16 protein-coding genes, 2 tRNA genes and 1 pseudogene are annotated in these 16,485 nt (G+C 40.0%); 17 read left to right on the top strand and 2 right to left on the bottom strand.

What is annotated here, in order from left to right:
- Window positions 1-121: 121 nt before the first annotated feature.
- Both tgt and queA read right to left on the bottom strand, forming a co-directional pair.
- Entirely contained in the window at window positions 122-1,240 is a 1,119-nt protein-coding gene (gene tgt / locus J3998_RS02130) for a tRNA guanosine(34) transglycosylase Tgt (protein WP_208147200.1), read from the bottom strand.
- An 11-nt stretch (window positions 1,241-1,251) separates the two neighbouring features.
- A complete protein-coding gene (queA, locus tag J3998_RS02125; protein ID WP_208147197.1) occupies window positions 1,252-2,307 on the bottom strand; it encodes a tRNA preQ1(34) S-adenosylmethionine ribosyltransferase-isomerase QueA in 1,056 nt (351 codons plus the stop codon).
- A gap of 230 nt (window positions 2,308-2,537) precedes the next feature.
- Here queA and J3998_RS02120 point away from each other — a divergent pair.
- From J3998_RS02120 to J3998_RS02040, 17 genes and pseudogenes are all read left to right on the top strand, one after another.
- Window positions 2,538-2,624, top strand: a tRNA-Leu gene (locus tag J3998_RS02120).
- A 31-nt stretch (window positions 2,625-2,655) separates the two neighbouring features.
- Window positions 2,656-2,732 (top strand) — tRNA-Val (locus J3998_RS02115).
- Between the two features lie 447 nt (window positions 2,733-3,179).
- Window positions 3,180-3,680: a hypothetical protein gene (locus J3998_RS02110; RefSeq protein ID WP_208147189.1), complete on the top strand. Its 501-nt coding sequence runs from the start codon at window positions 3,180-3,182 to the stop codon at window positions 3,678-3,680.
- Between the two features lie 86 nt (window positions 3,681-3,766).
- Window positions 3,767-4,915, top strand: coding sequence for a surface lipoprotein assembly modifier (locus J3998_RS02105; protein WP_208147188.1), 1,149 nt, complete (start codon window positions 3,767-3,769; stop codon window positions 4,913-4,915).
- A gap of 64 nt (window positions 4,916-4,979) precedes the next feature.
- On the top strand, window positions 4,980-5,741 hold the full coding sequence (locus tag J3998_RS02100) for an SLBB domain-containing protein (protein ID WP_208147187.1): 762 nt from the start codon (window positions 4,980-4,982) through the stop codon (window positions 5,739-5,741).
- The gene (locus tag J3998_RS02095) at window positions 5,741-8,074 is read left to right on the top strand and encodes a GumC family protein (RefSeq protein ID WP_208147186.1); all 2,334 of its coding nucleotides are present in this window, start codon (window positions 5,741-5,743) and stop codon (window positions 8,072-8,074) included. Before J3998_RS02100 ends, J3998_RS02095 begins: the two co-directional genes overlap by 1 nt.
- Window positions 8,075-8,088: 14 nt before the next feature.
- On the top strand, window positions 8,089-8,817 hold the full coding sequence (locus tag J3998_RS02090) for a tyrosine-protein phosphatase (RefSeq protein WP_243750550.1): 729 nt from the start codon (window positions 8,089-8,091) through the stop codon (window positions 8,815-8,817).
- Window positions 8,818-8,825: 8 nt separating this feature from the next.
- Window positions 8,826-9,548: a hypothetical protein gene (locus J3998_RS02085; RefSeq protein ID WP_208147184.1), complete on the top strand. Its 723-nt coding sequence runs from the start codon at window positions 8,826-8,828 to the stop codon at window positions 9,546-9,548.
- A gap of 27 nt (window positions 9,549-9,575) precedes the next feature.
- Window positions 9,576-9,704: pseudogene (locus tag J3998_RS02080) on the top strand (UDP-glucose 6-dehydrogenase); the annotation flags it as partial.
- A gap of 14 nt (window positions 9,705-9,718) precedes the next feature.
- Window positions 9,719-11,056, top strand: coding sequence for a flippase (locus tag J3998_RS02075; protein WP_208147183.1), 1,338 nt, complete (start codon window positions 9,719-9,721; stop codon window positions 11,054-11,056).
- The gene (locus J3998_RS02070; protein ID WP_208147181.1) at window positions 11,034-11,666 is read left to right on the top strand and encodes a LicD family protein; all 633 of its coding nucleotides are present in this window, start codon (window positions 11,034-11,036) and stop codon (window positions 11,664-11,666) included. The genes J3998_RS02075 and J3998_RS02070 overlap by 23 nt, the downstream gene beginning before the upstream one ends.
- A complete protein-coding gene (locus J3998_RS02065; RefSeq protein WP_208147179.1) occupies window positions 11,663-12,118 on the top strand; it encodes an adenylyltransferase/cytidyltransferase family protein in 456 nt (151 codons plus the stop codon). Before J3998_RS02070 ends, J3998_RS02065 begins: the two co-directional genes overlap by 4 nt.
- A complete protein-coding gene (locus tag J3998_RS02060; protein WP_208147177.1) occupies window positions 12,105-12,419 on the top strand; it encodes a hypothetical protein in 315 nt (104 codons plus the stop codon). The genes J3998_RS02065 and J3998_RS02060 overlap by 14 nt, the downstream gene beginning before the upstream one ends.
- A complete protein-coding gene (locus J3998_RS02055) occupies window positions 12,400-12,735 on the top strand; it encodes a hypothetical protein (RefSeq protein ID WP_208147175.1) in 336 nt (111 codons plus the stop codon). Before J3998_RS02060 ends, J3998_RS02055 begins: the two co-directional genes overlap by 20 nt.
- A complete protein-coding gene (locus tag J3998_RS02050) occupies window positions 12,728-13,762 on the top strand; it encodes a glycosyltransferase family 2 protein (RefSeq protein ID WP_341829239.1) in 1,035 nt (344 codons plus the stop codon). The genes J3998_RS02055 and J3998_RS02050 overlap by 8 nt, the downstream gene beginning before the upstream one ends.
- 150 nt (window positions 13,763-13,912) lie before the next feature.
- The gene (locus tag J3998_RS02045; RefSeq protein WP_208147172.1) at window positions 13,913-14,884 is read left to right on the top strand and encodes an IS5 family transposase; all 972 of its coding nucleotides are present in this window, start codon (window positions 13,913-13,915) and stop codon (window positions 14,882-14,884) included.
- Between the two features lie 362 nt (window positions 14,885-15,246).
- Complete coding sequence (locus J3998_RS02040; protein WP_208147171.1) at window positions 15,247-16,485, top strand: glycosyltransferase; 1,239 nt, start codon at window positions 15,247-15,249, stop codon at window positions 16,483-16,485.

Below are 16,485 nucleotides of genomic sequence, written 5' to 3'. Positions count from 1 at the left end.
TCTCTATCTAAAATCTACGTCATTCCCGCGCAGGCGGGAATGACGTAGATTCTGATCCGTTTTCACTGAAGATAGGCGTAGCATTATTAACTTTAGTCGTGGAGCAAAATCTCTTTTTGTCTTATGCAGTAAGCGGTGGAACTGGCTGGCCGATACCGTCGTAGAATTCTTGCACAAAGGCATCCAGATGGTTTTCGGCAATCGCCGCACGCAGACCTTTCATCAAGTCTTGATAATAGGTCAGGTTGTGGATGGTGTTCAGGCGCGCGCCTTGAATCTCGCGGCACTTATCTAAATGGTGCAGGTAAGCGCGAGTATAGTTTTTACAGGTGTAGCACTGGCATTCAGAATCCAACGGTTCCAAACTGGTTTTATTCACCGCATTACGAATCTTGACCACGCCTTTACGGGTGAATAAGAAACCGTTACGCGCATTACGGGTCGGCATAACGCAGTCGAACATATCAATCCCGCGACGAACCGCCTCAACAATGTCTTCCGGTTTACCCACGCCCATTAAGTAACGCGGTTTGTCTTTCGGTAGGTGCGGTTCGGTGTAATCCAGTGTCGCCATCATTTCATCTTTAGGCTCACCCACCGATAAACCGCCGATAGCGTAACCGTCAAACCCGATTTCTTTTAAGCCTTCGGCTGAAATAATGCGCAAGTCTTCATACATTCCGCCTTGCACAATGCCGAATAGTGCCGAAGGGTTGTCGCCGTGCGCTTCTTTAGAGCGTTTTGCCCAGCGCATCGACAGTTCCATTGATTCACGTGCGGTTTTATGGTCGGCAGGGTAGGGTGTGCATTCGTCAAAAATCATCACGATATCTGAGCCAAGCTTGCGCTGAACTTCCATCGACTCTTCCGGCCCCATAAAGATTTTTGAACCGTTAACCGGGCTTTGGAAAGTGACGCCTTCTTCTTTGATTTTGCGCATCTTACCAAGGCTGAAAACTTGGAAGCCGCCGGAGTCAGTCAAAATCGGACCTTGCCAGTGGGTGAAGTCGTGCAAGTCGCCATGCTGTTCGATAATATCCGTCCCCGGGCGTAGCGAGAGGTGAAAGGTGTTGCCCAAAATAATCTGTGCGCCGGTGGCTTCAATTTCTTCTGGTGTCATGCCTTTTACCGAACCGTAAGTTCCCACTGGCATAAATGCAGGCGTTTCGACTACGCCGCGGGCAAATTTTAAACGGCCACGGCGCGCACGGCCGTCGGTATTGTCTAGTTCAAATTCCATATTCTGTCTTCTTATTTAGCATTGGCAGGGTGCACTAACATCGCATCCCCATAACTGAAAAATCGGTATTTATTTTCTACTGCATGTTGGTAGGCGCTCATGGTGCGCTCATAGCCAGCCAGTGCTGAAACCAACATAATTAAGGTCGACTCCGGCAGGTGGAAGTTGGTTTGCAGAACATCGACCACTTGGAATTGATAGCCAGGAGTGATGAAAATGTCGGTTTCACCGCGATAGGCTTGCAACTCGCCATCCGAGTATTTAGCGGCACTTTCTAATGAGCGCACTGAGGTGGTGCCGACAGCAATTACGCGGCCGCCGTTAGCTTTGGTGGCTTTAATCTGCTCAACCACGTTCTCATCCACTTCTAAGTATTCCGAGTGCATGACGTGTTCTTTAATGTCATCCACTTGTACCGGTTTAAAGGTGCCGGCGCCAACGTGCAGAGTGACAAAACCAATTTGCGCGCCTTTGTCCTTAATGGCTTGCATTAACTCATCATCAAAATGCAGCCCAGCAGTCGGCGCTGCAACCGCGCCGGGTTTGTAACCATATACGGTTTGGTAACGTTCTTTGTCTTCAGCGCTATCGCCGTCTTCATCTTGATGGCGTTCGATATAGGGCGGCAATGGCATATGGCCGTGTTCTTCTATCAACTCCAGAGCACTCAAATCATTATTAATGACCTGTACTTTAAATAATGCCTCTTCACGACCAATTACTTCAACATCAAAAGCGTTTTCAATGGTTAGTTTTGCACCGGTTTTTGGCGAACGGCTTGAGCGAATATGCGTCAGCAGGGTTTTTTCATCGATTACCCGTTCAATTAAAAACTCGACTTTTCCACCGCTTTCTTTCTTACCGAACAGGCGCGCCGGAATAACACGAGTATTATTAAAGACCAGCAAGTCATTCGGCTCAATAAAGTCCAAAATATCTGGGAAGCTTTTGTCTGCAATGCCGCCGTCGGGTTGCATTACGAGTAGACGGCTACCGCGGCGCTCTTTAGCAGGTTGTTGCGCAATTAACTCTTCGGGTAATTCAAAATGGAAGTCTTGGCGTTTCACTGACAGTTCTCAAAAATGGGTGGAGTTAGGCATAGCCTGAAAAACGCGATATTCTACTGAATGCCCCTTATTTTTCAACTGTTTAGCGAGGTAGCTAGGTTTTTAATTACTGTGTTAGCATAGATTTTGTAGATCACGACTTTAATAGTTTGTTAAATAGATGTCGTTTTTACTTATAACTTGCTTGACAGCTGTGGGGGGAATGATTAACATACGCGCCACAATTCAGTGCCAGTGTGATGAAATTGGTAGACATGACGGATTCAAAATCCGTTGGTGGTGACACCGTGGCGGTTCGAGTCCGCCCACTGGTACCAATTCAATTAAGCTTCTACGCTTATCTATAGTACGACCGTAGCTCAGTTGGTTAGAGCACCACCTTGACATGGTGGGGGTCGGTGGTTCGAATCCACTCGGTCGTACCAATTTTCTTTTGATTCCTTTTTTTATTTCGTTGTTAGCCATGTTTCGTGGTTTTATGTATTTGTCGTTCGCTTATCTATTTGTAGAGTTATAGCAGAAAATTTTCTTTGAGAACTTGGTCTAGTTTTTGTAGGTGGATTGAGTGTCTGGAACGTTTGATTCAAATATCTTTGTTGTTATGTGGCAGTTTGAGTCTGTTTAATATGTATTAATACATATTAAATTGTGTTTTTTAGTATGGTGCGTGAAGCTATAATTTAGTTTGATAAAGGGTTGTTTGGGTGTTTTGAAAACTACTTACTTTGTTACGTGAAAAAAGCAAGGAAAAAATATAAACATATAATTGTTTTTCAATATCAAATGTTTATAATCAAGACTATAGTAATTCTTTATAGGTCTTCTGTTTTGAATTTTTAGTGATTGTTTTAAAAGTTTTGAAGGTGAGTGATATGCGTAAGACAATATTGGCATTAGCCGCGAGTTTAGGATTGGTTTCTGTGAATGCATTTGCAGACACAAAAGCATTAACGTCAGTGCAGAATGGAATTGCTGGATTGAGTGAGGAGCAACAGCTTCAGCTTAGTGATGAGCAGTATAATATGATTTTGAATGCTACTGATGAAGAGTTGCCAGCAGTTGTGGCTGAAATCATTGCATCGATTTCAAAATCAACACTTGATGTAGCTAAAAAAGAAGAATTGGTTTCATCTATTTTGATCGCTCTGATGCAGGCAAAACCAGAGTTGTCTGACTTGATTAGTCAAGCTGTAATCGCCGCCGCACCAGAGATGGAAACTGTGGTTCTTACCGCATCGCTTGAAGCGACGCCTACGGCAGCAGGTCCAGACGGAGCTGAAAATCAAACTCAGCAAACTTCACCTGATAATAATGTTGTAGCAACAGTAACTCCTCCGCCTGCAGGAGGCGGTCCTGCAGTTAGTCCAAACTAATTCAAATCTCTAAAAAAATAATATACAAAAAGCCATTGCTTCGCCTTAGTGGGGTGGTGGCTTTTTTGTGAGCAGTGGTGGATATTATGTTTTCAAAAAAACCTTTACTAATTTCAATCGCAGGGCTGTTAGCGAGTGGCCCTGTATTCGCTTTGCAGCCAGCTTCACTTGGTTCTTCTGGTGAGTCTTGGACGCCGACACTTGGCGTTTCCTTAGTCCATGATGACAATATTCGAGCAACCAGTGAAGGTGAGTCGGCATTGATCAAAACAGTAAACCCTAAACTTTTCATGAGAATGGATACGGGTAAATCGATGTTTGATGCCCAGTTATCGGTTACTCGTCGTTACTACTCGGCAGATGCGATTCCAAGTTTTACTGATTATTCATTTAGTAGTGTTTCTGCCTTGATGTTTGATGTTCGCAACCGTGTCGACTTTGGTTATAACTTAAGCAAGACGACCAGTGCTGCCGGTGCGACGGTGATTGGCAATGTGGATACCTTTAAAAACCAAAATTTATTTGCGAATTATAAATATGGCGCTCCGAGTGCAACCGGTAATATTGTTGCGGGCATTAACTTTAATAAGTATGACGCTTTACAGGCGGTTAATAATCGTTTGAATCGTGAGTCAAGTACGGCAAGCTTGGAGTTTTCTGTTAAGGGTGCCGGTCAATCAAGAGTCTTGGCTGAGGTGATAGCGGTTAAGAATGATTATGTGACAGCGGATGATAAAGACAGTAATAACTATATTGGTCGTGTAGGTATTCGTTGGGATGCAACGGCGAAAACGACTGGTGAAGTGAAGGTCGGTTACGAAGAAAAACAGTTTGATGCTAGCGGCGTTGACGACAGCAATCTTGTGAACTGGAAAGCAAGTATTCAATGGCAGCCTAAAACCTATTCAACTTTTACACTAAGCACATCACAAAGAATTGACGAAGCAAGTACTTTAGACTCAAATGCAATTGATAGTAGTGATGTCTCTCTTGGCTGGGCTCATGATTGGGGGAATAAAGTTTCAACGAATTTGAATCTTAGCTATTTTCATAAAGATTACTTGGACTCTACACGAGTTGATAAGGCGCGTAATGCATCGCTTCAAATGACCTACGAGTTTAGACGTTGGTTCGATATTGCGCTTGGTTATAATTTCACTAAACAGGATTCTACGTATGCGGATTACGATTATGATCGTAATCAGTACACACTTACTTTTGTAATGTCTTTATAGTAAGGGAAGTAATTATTCAAGATATTTGGATTTTTTTAGGATAAGGGCATTTTTTAGGAAAGGTATGTTGAGCATCTTTAAATATTTATTTGTTTTTTCAGTGATATGGATTTTTAACCCTGTTTTGGCGCAAGAAGTTAGTGATGATTATAGGTTGGCTGCTGGCGACTCTGTATCCGTCAATGTTTTTGGAGAGGAAGAATTAAGCTTTGAGTCTCTAAAGCTTAACGAAAAAGGGCAATTCTCTTATCCTTTTGTTGGTGATATTGAGGCTCAAGGGTTAACAGCGAAGCAATTGCAGGAAAAATTAGTCAATATATTAAAAGATGGCTTTTTAAAAGATCCCAAGTTAACGGTAAGTGTTGAAGAATATCGTCAAATCTATGTTAGCGGTGCGGTAAACGAGCCGGGCGGCTATCCTTATCAACCAGGATTGACAGTGCGTGGTGCAACTACGTTGGCAGGAGGTCTGACTGAAGAAGCGGATGAAAAACGCATTTTTATCATTCGTGAAAAAGGTCTGGCACAAACTGAAACCCTTGCAGGTATGGAAGTTGAAGTTGGTCCAGGTGATAGTGTTAATGTTAAAGAGTTTAAGAAAGTCTTTATCACTGGTGCAGTAAAAAAACCGGGTAGCTTTCCGTTTGAACAAGGTTTGACTGTCGCGCAGCTTACTGCCTTAGCGGGTGGGCTTACTGAAAGGGCTTCTGAAAGTAAGATTACCGTGGTTCATGATAATGATGAGTCAAAAACTGCTTATTCAATTGAAATGAAGAATTTTATTCAACCAGGTGATTCTGTAACGGTTGGGGAAGGGTTCTTTTAATGAGTTATCAAAGTAATCATGGTCGTCAATCAGTGTCTAATGCAAATTCCGAATCCTTCCAAAATAACTTTTCAAGTTCCGAACAAGCAAATAATGATGTGATCGACTTACTGCCGATTTTCAAATATTTGTGGGCAAGGCGTTGGTCAATTGTTTCTTTTACAGGCTTAGCTGTAGTGCTTGCAGTACTAATTGTTTCGCAAATGGAGCCGGTTTATAAAGCGACTACGAGCTTGCAAATTTCTTCCAAAGAGGCGCAGGTTGTATCGGTTGAAGAGCTGTATGGAATAGATAATAGCGACGAGTACCTAAATACTCAATTTGAGTTGATCAAGTCTCGTACTGTTGCTGAACGAGTGGTTCAGGAATTAAACCTTGTTAACCATAGGGAGTTTGATCCGGCACAGAAACCAGAGCCTCTGTTTAATTGGCGATCCTTTGTTTTAAATTGGTTGGTGTCCGATGAGGTAATGAATAACTCAAGTTTAATGGAATCAGAAGATGTCTCTCTTTCGAATGGCTTTGGGTTGTGGAAGGATCAAATTCTAATCGATATTGCCGGGGCTCCTGAGGCGTTAACTGAATCGGAAGTTTTTGAACGAGTGGTTTCTGCTTTTATGAAGCGCGTCAGTGTTACACCGGTCAAAAAAAGTCAGTTAGTCAATATTAGCGTTGAAATGGCAGATCCACATACCGCTGCACTTGCCGCCAATAAAATTGCGGAAAGCTACATTAATACTAAGCTAGAAGCGTCGATTGCTGCTTCAACCGAAGCAACCGGTTGGATGAATCAGCGTTTAGCCGAATTGAAGGTTAAGTTGTCAAAGGCGGAAGAGGCTCTGCAAGCCTTTAAAAAAGAAAAAGGGTTGATTGACTTAGACGGTATTGTCACCGTCTCGGCAAATGAGCTTTCAGAATTAAATCGTAAGTTGGTCACGGCAAAAGCTGAGCGTGCAGAGGCAGAGAGTCAGTATATTCAAGTGCGTGACACAAAGCCGCAAGGTTGGGAAGCATTGGCTTCGATTCCTGCTGTATTAAGCCATCCTGTTATTCAAACATTCATTGCAGAAGAGGCTAAGGCGCAAGCGAAAGTTGCAGAACTGTCAGAGCGTTATGGCAGTCGACACCCTTCAATGAAGGCTGCGCAGAAGGAGTTGGAGTCGGCTCAAGCCGGTTTGAAGCTTAAAGTCGAGCAAATTGTAGCAGGGATTGAAAAGAAATATCAAATCGCTCGTGCTAATGAAAAAGCGCTTGCAGGGGCTGTTTGGAGTAATAAATCGCAAATCAAAAAAGTGGCGTCTAACGAGTTTGAGTTAACGCAACTTAAACGTGAAGTCGAATCTAATCAGGCTCTCTACAATACGTTCCTAACTCGAATTAAAGAAACCAATGCAACATCTGATATGCAGTTAGATGTAACGGCAACCATTGTTGATAAAGCTTTGAAGCCGTTAGAGCCGATCAAGCCTAAGAAAAAGTTAATTGTGGTATTGGCAGCGATTCTCGCAATGCTGCTTATCGTAACGCTATTTATTGTGTTAAAAGCTTTAAATAATACCTTTAAAACCTCTAGAGAGGTCGAATCAAAGTTAAACCTATCGGTTTTAGGGGTTCTGCCGCTTGTTAAAGTGAAAAAAGCATTTTCTGAAGATTTGGTTGAGCTTTATCATAAAAATGAAGATCGTTCATACATTGAATCCGTGAATACTTTACGGACGAGTGTAATGTTAACCTCTCTGAAACATGACTATAAGAAAATAATGGTTACCTCATCAATACCTGGGGAGGGGAAAACCACTACTTCAACTAATTTGGCTTTTGCAATCAGCAATATGGAAAAGACTTTGTTAATTGAAGCGGATATGCGTCGTCCGAACTTGGCAAAGAAATTGCGTATAGGTGTTGGTGTTGCTGGTCTGGCTAATGTGTTATCCGGTGTCTCAGAGTTAGAAGAGGCTATATACACGGTTGATAATCTGGACGTGCTACCTGCAGGTAATGTTCCACCAAACCCGCTTGAACTCTTGATGAATAATCGATTTACGGAATTACTTGCTAGTTTAGAACAAAAGTACGAACGAATTATTATCGATACTCCGCCGGTAAATGCGGTCAGTGATGCTCTAGTCCTTGCTGGCACGGTTGACAAGGTCGTTTATGTTATCAAAGGTGATGCGACTCCCGTTGATACTGTAGTGAAAGGGGTGGGGCAATTATTGCAAAATAATGCACCATTGAAGGGCGTAGTGTTGAACCAAGTGAACATTAAGAAGGCTCAAAAAGAAGGCTACTATCACGAAGGCTACTATGACTACTATGGCTACAATAAATAAATCCCGTTTGTTTTATGTATGACTTGCATAACCATTTGTTACCTGAAATTGATGACGGAGCTAGAGATCTTCAAAGTGCCGTAAAAATGGCTAAGCAAGCTGTCGAGTGTGGGGTGACCCATATGGTTTGTACGCCGCATATACACATTGGTCGCTATGATAATGACTTAAAAACGATTGCTGAGGCATTGAGCATTTTTAGAGCGGCGTTAGAGCAAGAGTCGATACCCCTAAAAGTTGCGGCAGCAGCAGAAATACGATTGGCAGCAGAAGTTATTCCTTTGGTAAAAAAGGAACTGTTGCCTGCTCTGGGGGAGTGGCAAGGGAAAAAAGTGTTGCTTATAGAATTCCCTTCAGATCGCATACCGCATGGTGCAATAGAAATGATCGAATGGTTACTTCAGTTAGGTTATGTGCCTATGATTGCCCATCCTGAACGTAATAAAGCCTTCATAAAAGAGCCGTCTAAACTTGATCAATTTATTGATAAAGGGTGTTTAACGCAATTGACACTAGGTGCTTTGACAGGACAGTTTGGCGTTAAGGTAAAGGAAACCGCCATCCGTTTTTTAATGGAAGATAAGCTAACGATTATGGCGAGTGATGCGCACAATATGCGTTATCGGCCGCCAGTTTTTCAGGAAGCAATCCAATACGCGCGATCATTAGTCGGTGTGGAACAGGTCGAAAAATTGCTTGTTGTAAATCCACGGCTGATTAGTCAATCAAAGTTTTTCGATTAAGGTTGAATGTGTTCCAGACTGAATGGTTAGGCCGTTTATTGGTGCAAAGGTTGGTTAAGTGGTTGTTTGCTTTTCTGGTAATTGGTTGTCTAATTGCCTCCGCACGTTATTTTGTTAGCTCGGCAATGCTTAGCTCCGCCACGAGTAAAGTTGATGTCTGGAGTGCAAATAACCTGCCTTCTGAACAGCAAATAATAAGAACGAAACAGTTGCTTAACACCTCACTGCTTTGGGTTGATAATGCAAAAGCCTATTATTACTTATCAAAAGTATTCCAGTGGCAAGCTTATCAATTGCAGCAATCGGATGCTGTTGAGAAAGAGGTTGCTAGCTTATTAAGGCTAGCGAATAAATATGCTGTAAAAGCGGTAAGTGTGCAACCTGCAAACCCATACTATCAATTACAAGTACTTGAAACAAAAATACGGCTCAATGAATTTGATAAGCAATTTGCTGAGATATTCAGCGGTCTTCAATTGGTTCTGGGACAAAACTCGAAAGTGCATTGGTTAACAACCATGTCAATGCTGCCTGCTTGGAACAAGATAACAAGTAAACAAAAGGCGCAGGTTTTGTTCAGTATTAAATGGCAACTTGATACTAAATCCTATTATCGATTTGATCTATCTAAGCGGTTAATAACTAGCTTAGCTAAAAATGATTTTTGCCATTATATGAATATCGTTCAGCTAAATGAACAATCGACAGTTAAAAAGATTTGCGCAAAATAGGTTGGCATGATTTGTAAAAGGGTAGTTATGAAAATAGCAGTAGCGGGTACGGGTTACGTAGGCCTTTCATTGGCCGTTTTGTTGGCACAAAATTATGAAGTTATGGCTTTGGATATTGTGCCGGAAAAGATTGATTTGTTGAACAATAAAAAATCACTGGTGGATTTGGCTTGATTTCTAAATTACTTGCACTTAAAAACCACCAAGGCTTCATCCGCTACTTTACAAACACCAGCTGGATGATGGCCGAACAATTCTTGCGCATTATTGCCGGCCTGTTTGTCGGCATCTGGGTAGCGCGTTATCTTGGCCCAGAGCAATTTGGTCTGTTTAGCTATGTGCTGGCCTTTACCGCCATCTTTGGCGGCATTGCCAAACTCGGGTTAGACGGCATTATGGTGCGCGAACTCGTCAATTTCCCCGAAAAGCGCGATGTTTTTCTTGGCACCGCCTTTTGGCTAAAAATCATTGGCGCGTTTATGGTCATGGGGCTGATGGCGGTCATTGTGCCTTTCACCAGTAATGATGCCACCACCAACACTTTTATCTTTATAATCGCCGCCGGGCTGATTTTTCAGAGTTTTGAAGTAGTTGAGTTCTACTTTCAATCTCAAGTGCTCGCCAAAATTGTCTCGATATGCAAAGTGATCCAGCTTGCATTATCGTCGGTCATTAAAATCTACCTCGTGCTTAATGAAGCCGAATTGATTTGGTTTGTGCTGGTTACCGCGTTTGATGCCTTCAGCTTAGCGATTAGCTACTTTATTGCCTACAAAATAAATCAGCACAGCAGCTTTTACAAACACTTTGATCTCAGTATCGCCAAACAACTGCTTAAAGACTCATGGCCACAAATTATAACTGGCATAGCAGTATTGATTTATATGAAGTCAGATCAGGTTATGATTCAGTACATGATTGGATCATACTATAACGGTTTATATTCAGCCGCTGTGAATTTGTATCTTGCTTGGGTTATGTTTCCATATGTTTTAACAATTTCAGTTTTTCCTTTAATTGTTAAGCTTAAAGATGATGTTTTAAAGTATGAAAGGTTCTTAGTTTATTTATCAGCATTTGTTTTTTGGACGAGTATGTTGGTTTTTTTTATTATACTTCTCGTTGGTGATCTGTTAATTAATTTAACCTATGGTGTGGAATATAAAGGTTCTGCAATTGTATTAGTGATTTTGATGTTTGCATCTGCATTTACGGCACTTGGTTCTGTATCAGGAAGATATCTAACGGCAGAAAATATGTTGAAAAAAGTTGCATCAAGAACTGTTATTGGTGCCATATTGAATGTGATTCTTAATTTTTTATTAATACCAAAATACGGCATTGTTGGAGCAGCAATCTCATCTCTCATATCTCTAGCTTTTGCAAATTATGTTTTGAATTACTTTGATAATAAAATGGATTTTATACAGAATACGCATAATAAGGGTATTTTTATATTTGCGTTTGTTTTAAAGAGTGTTGTTTATGGAAAAAATAAAAACAAGTAGCGGGGGGTATGAGTATGAGCCAACCGCCTTATATTATGGCCGAAAAATTATTGATAAATCTATAGCATCGGAAAATCTACTTTTATTAAAGTCTGTTTTGGATAAAGATGGTGTGTTTTTTGGTTTAATTTATGGAACTTTACTTGGGGCATATAGAGATAATGATTTTATTTCTCATGATGAAGATGCAGATATATACATATTGGATGAAGATAGAATTAAAGTTATCGACTTGCTTTTTTTTCTAAGAGAAAAAGGTTTCGAGGTAGCAAGATATGAAAATGACCTTTTGTCAGTAATTAGAAAAAATGATTACATTGATATTTATATATTCAAAAAGTCTTTTGGTGGACGGAAGTGTAATGGTGACTTTTTGCCAAATAGGTTTTTTAAAAAAACTTCAAAAATTGAGTTTTTAGGCTGTATTTTTAATGCGCCTGGAACAGTTGAAGATTTTTTAGAGTTTGCCTATGGAAAAACTTGGAAAACACCTATTAAAAATAAGCCAGCAGAAGTCAAGTCATTCTCTTCAAAAATAAAATCACTACTTAGAAAGATTTTACCTGGATTTATTATTAAACTATTAAAAATTATTTTAGGAAAAAAATGAAAACTGTTATAACTTATGGAACCTTTGATCTTTTTCATGTAGGACACCTTAGGTTGCTAGAGAGGCTTTCAAACCTCGGTGATAAGTTGATTGTTGCAGTTTCTTCTGATGAGTTTAATTCTTTGAAAGGAAAAAAAACAATAATTCCTTGGGAGCAACGAGCTGAAATTGTTTCTGGCTTAAAATGTGTTGATCTTGTTATTAAAGAGTCAAACTGGGAACAAAAGAAATCTGATATAGAAAAGTATGATGTTGATGTTTTCGCAATGGGAGATGACTGGAAAGGAAAGTTTGATTTTTTAAATGATATAGTTGAAGTAGTATATTTAAAGAGAACAGAAGGTATTTCATCTACTGAATTAAAAACAGCAATACGTGATATTTTGTTAAGGAAGGATGATTTTGATAAAGCCTTTGCAATTCTAGAACAGATAAAGAATGATTTATCTTAAAAAAATTCAAGGCTTTAGGGTAGTGCAGAAGGGTTTATGGAAGATTAACAATGCTCATTCGTTTTGCGAGCTGTTTCTTGATAAGTTTCTAGTAAACGGTTTTGGTGCTATGCCTAAGCGTGAATGTGAAATTTATTTGCTTCACTTATTGCTCAAAGACGGTCAGTTCAAGAATGAAAAAGGTCAAACTGACTTTCATGAAATGTCGTTAGATTTAAAGATGACTGAAACCAAAGTTCGCAATTTGGTTTATGAGATTGAGCTGAAATACCAACAGTCCTTTGCTAAAACAGGCTTTTGAATATGAAGTCCGTCAGCTGGGTGGCATCAGTGATGGCAGTTTTGCCAAGCATTTGGTTACAATCAAAGAAGAGACTTTTGCAAAATTACTCAACCACTTGTATGGCGAGGCGGTAAACGATACGCTGATGAATCGTGTGTCTGTTCAACTAAAAGACAATGAAACGCCTAAAGCTGGCTTGTTTCGACTGTTTGCCGAAGAATTTGTAAAGACCAGCGGCGGTAAAACTGCCGAAATGATATTTGATAATTTGAGCCCTATCGAGTGGCTAAAAGCACTCACAGATAGGAAAGAAGTGGAAACCCTAAGTGAATAAAATAGTAACTCTTGATGAAACCTACAGCACCACCCGCCGAATGGTCAAATCTGAGCCGGAAGTGATTGCAGATTTAATCAAGCAATCGGCCAAGCCAGAAGATCAGTTTGAAACCCAAGTATTTCTACCGGCCGGTGAAAACCGCCAAGGCGAAGGCGGCTTGCGTACAAAAGGCTACTTTAAAGTCGGTGGGTTAATTCCAAATGAAACCATGATTGCGGGTGCAGTCTGTCATCCTGAACGAAGTGAAGGATCTAACAAACCCCTCATCACTGTCGTCACCGTGGTCTATAACGGCGAACAATTTTTAGAGGAAACCATTCTCAGCGTCATCAATCAAACCTACGACAATGTCGAATACATCATTATCGACGGCGGCTCCACCGACGGTACCCTCGACATCATCAAAAAATACGATCACGCCATCGACTACTGGGTGTCTGAAAAAGACAAGGGTATCTACGATGCGATGAATAAAGGCATTGATTTAGCCACAGGTGAATGGATTAACTTTATGAATGGTGGGGATAGGTTTCATGCGCCAACGACACTTAAAGATATCTTCCTTGAAAAGAAATATGAAGAAATAGTGTTGTTCGGTGATGTCTTAGCCGATTACGGAGATTTTAAAAAAGTATTTAAAGCCAAAACAAACCTTGGCAATCTTTGGAAAGGTATGTGTTTTTCGCATCAAAGTACCTTTCTGAATACAAGATATCATAAATCCAATAAGTATAATATTAGCTTTAAGTTAGCTGCTGACTTCGATGTTATTTATAATGCTTATGTTAAGGGTTGTTTATTTAAGTATGTTGGAACAATAATCTCAACGATTGAAGTTGGAGGGGTTTCATATGTTCAAAGAGAGAAAGTGCTTAATGAGTATTCTAAAGTATCTGCATCCCATAAATACTCCATTCGTGCTCTGTATTTCTACATTTCTAGAATACAATTAAGACTTAAGAGTATGGTGAAAAAAATTATTGGAAAAAAAGCAACGCAACTGATAATAAAGGGTTCTAGTTAAATGGTTTTTAATATTTATAATATATTTTAGAATAGTGGCTGACAATGCTTTATTTTTTTCTCCCATTTATTAAGGAAACGCGTAACAAGTCCCTCGTTTTGGTCTCTGTGAGATAATTCCCACTCTTTTGACTATTTTGGATTAGTTTTCATGACTCAACTCAGCTTTTCAGACAGCGAATTCGCGCAAAAAAAGTATCAGACTCGTAAGCAGGTGTTTCTTGGTCGAATGGAAAAGCTGATGCCGTGGAAACGGTTTGAAGCGATTATTGAACCGTATTATCCAAAAGCCGGCAATGGACGTAGACCCTATCCGTTTTCCACCATGCTGCGTATTCATTGCATGCAAAACTGGTATAACCTTGCGGATGAAGCGATGGAGGATGCGCTTTATGAGATTGCCTCAATGCGCCAGTTTGCTGGCTTGTCACTCAATCAAGCGATTCCAGATAGTTGTACCATTATGAATTTCCGTCATCTTCTGGAAAAACACCATCTATTTCGGCAAATTTTTGAGGAAGTGAATCAGTGGTTAGTCGATGCGAATGTTTTCTTGAAAGAAGGCTCTTTAATTGATGCCACGATTATCGATGCGCCCAGTTCGACCAAGAATAAAACAGGAACACGCGATCCCGAGATGCACCAGACCAAGAAAGGCAACCAATACTATTTCGGTATGAAAGCGCACATCGGAGTCGATGCCAGACTCGGCATTGTCCATTCATTTAGCACCACCGCCGCCAATGAGCATGACTTAAATCAAGCGCATAAGCTATTGCATGGTGAGGAGTCCGCGGTGTTTGCCGATGCCGGATACCTTGGCGCACAGAAACGAGAAGAACTGGAAAAGTATGATGTAGATTGGTTTATCTCTCAACGCCCAAGCAAAACGGCGGCTTTGAAAAAGCACCCACGCAAAAACAAAGTCGCGTTGAACATTGAATACGGCATATCGAGTCTTCGTGCGAAAGTTGAGCACCCGTTTCGCATTATCAAACGGCAATTTGGTTTCACCAAGACCCGTTATCGTGGGCTGGCTAATAATGATAACAAGCTTGCGATGTTATTTACGCTCGCCAACGTGTTCAAAATTGACCAACTGATTCGACGAAATGCGGGATAGGTGTGTCTAACATCACCTGAATTCGCTGTTTTTGGTGAAATTTAGGGGGTAAATGGCAGAATAATGCTTGGAATTCAGCAAAATCTGGAGTTTGAGGTCAAAAAGATAAGCAAGTTGGACTTGTTACGCGTTTCCCTACTAAATTGGATTTTCATTTTATGCAATATTTCAAATTTTTCTGTTTATTTACACTTGGTTTAAGGTAAATCTATGTTCTGATTTAATTTATTATGTCGTTCCAGTTGCAGGATTGCTTTTCTTTTCTAGGTTTTTAACTGTTGATATTTCAATGGATGAATTTCTATTTAAAATGAGGCAGTTTTTATGTTTGTTATTTCTCTAGTTTTTATTGGGTTAAGATTTTGAATCTAAAAGTAATGTTTATATCATATTCCTTTTATAAGGGCGGCGCTGGGATTGCGGCAGGTAAATTTAAGAATTTACTGAACTCTAAGTTCAAAGTTATGTCTGTATCTCAAGATGAGGTTCGTAAAATAAGTTTTCAGTTTGTAAAAAGGCTAATAGGTTATATGGTTTTTAAGTTTACATTTTATGATGTAAATCCTATAAAACATTCATTGAATTTCTTTTCCTATTCTCCTGTAATCAGAAAGCTTCAGCAAAATGATGTGATTTTTAATGTTCACTGGGTTAATAATGATACCTTAAGTGTTTTTGATATAAATAAAATCCCATGTGGTACAGTTTTGACTTTACATGATGAATGGTTTTATCTTGGTTCCGAGCATTATGCTAGATTAAATGATGATAGGTATTACTTGGGTTATAATTTTTTCAGGATGGGAGAGTTTGGTGTTAATTGGAACTATTTAATCTGGAAGATAAAGATGAGTCAGGTTGCAGGCTTGAAGGATAGAATTATTGTGACTGTGCCTTCGAACTGGATGCGAGAGAGAGCTAGCAAAAGTTTAATTTTAAATGGTTTTGATATTAGATTGCTACCAAACCCTATTAATACTGACTTATTTTACCCGATTAAGAATGAGTTAGAATTAAGAGAGTATTTTGGGCTAGAACCAAATGATTTCGTACTTGTATTTGGAGCTATTGACGGAAGTAAAAATAAAATAAAGGGTGGGGCTGTGCTTGAAGAATCCTTGAGGGTTTTGAAGGAAATAATCCCGAAGCATTTTAGGAAAATTAAAATAGTTACTTTTGGTGAGCAAGCGGCTTATGTTGATAAGGATTATTTTTTTGAAAAAATATCATTAGGACATATTTCTTCTCCTGAAGAGTTGAATCGGGTTTACAACATAGCTGATTGTGTTTTGGTTCCCTCAATAGTTGAAGCATTTGGTCAGGTTGCTGCGGAAGCTCAGGCTTCAGGAAAACTAGTTGTTTGTTTTAATACATCTGGCTTGAAAGACATTGTTGTAGATGATGTTACAGGTTTTTTAGTAGAACCCTATGATGCTTCACAGTTTGCTAATAAGATTCTAGAAGTGATGCTTATGGAAAAAGATAGGGTATCTGAGGTGGAAAAAGAGGCTCGAGATAGAATAATCGAGAAGTTTAGCTTAGAAGCCGTAAGAATACAGTATGAAAGCATCATAGATGATGCCTTTAGATTAAGAGACTAA

The organism is Thiomicrorhabdus marina (assembly GCF_017571465.1).
In the GTDB taxonomy this organism is placed as follows: Bacteria; Pseudomonadota; Gammaproteobacteria; order Thiomicrospirales; family Thiomicrospiraceae; genus Thiomicrorhabdus; species Thiomicrorhabdus marina.
Note: the sequence above shows the minus strand (reverse complement) of the source record. Positions and strands in the feature narration are given on the sequence as shown.

Coding starts and splice junctions, on each gene's coding strand:
- tgt (WP_208147200.1), bottom strand. CDS start 1,240: ATGGAATTTGAACTAGACAATACCGACGGCCGTGCGCGCCGTGGCCGT.
- J3998_RS02110 (WP_208147189.1), top strand. CDS start 3,180: ATGCGTAAGACAATATTGGCATTAGCCGCGAGTTTAGGATTGGTTTCT.
- J3998_RS02105 (WP_208147188.1), top strand. CDS start 3,767: ATGTTTTCAAAAAAACCTTTACTAATTTCAATCGCAGGGCTGTTAGCG.
- J3998_RS02100 (WP_208147187.1), top strand. CDS start 4,980: ATGTTGAGCATCTTTAAATATTTATTTGTTTTTTCAGTGATATGGATT.
- J3998_RS02095 (WP_208147186.1), top strand. CDS start 5,741: ATGAGTTATCAAAGTAATCATGGTCGTCAATCAGTGTCTAATGCAAAT.
- J3998_RS02090 (WP_243750550.1), top strand. CDS start 8,089: ATGTATGACTTGCATAACCATTTGTTACCTGAAATTGATGACGGAGCT.
- J3998_RS02070 (WP_208147181.1), top strand. CDS start 11,034: ATGGAAAAAATAAAAACAAGTAGCGGGGGGTATGAGTATGAGCCAACC.
- J3998_RS02065 (WP_208147179.1), top strand. CDS start 11,663: ATGAAAACTGTTATAACTTATGGAACCTTTGATCTTTTTCATGTAGGA.
- J3998_RS02060 (WP_208147177.1), top strand. CDS start 12,105: ATGATTTATCTTAAAAAAATTCAAGGCTTTAGGGTAGTGCAGAAGGGT.
- J3998_RS02045 (WP_208147172.1), top strand. CDS start 13,913: ATGACTCAACTCAGCTTTTCAGACAGCGAATTCGCGCAAAAAAAGTAT.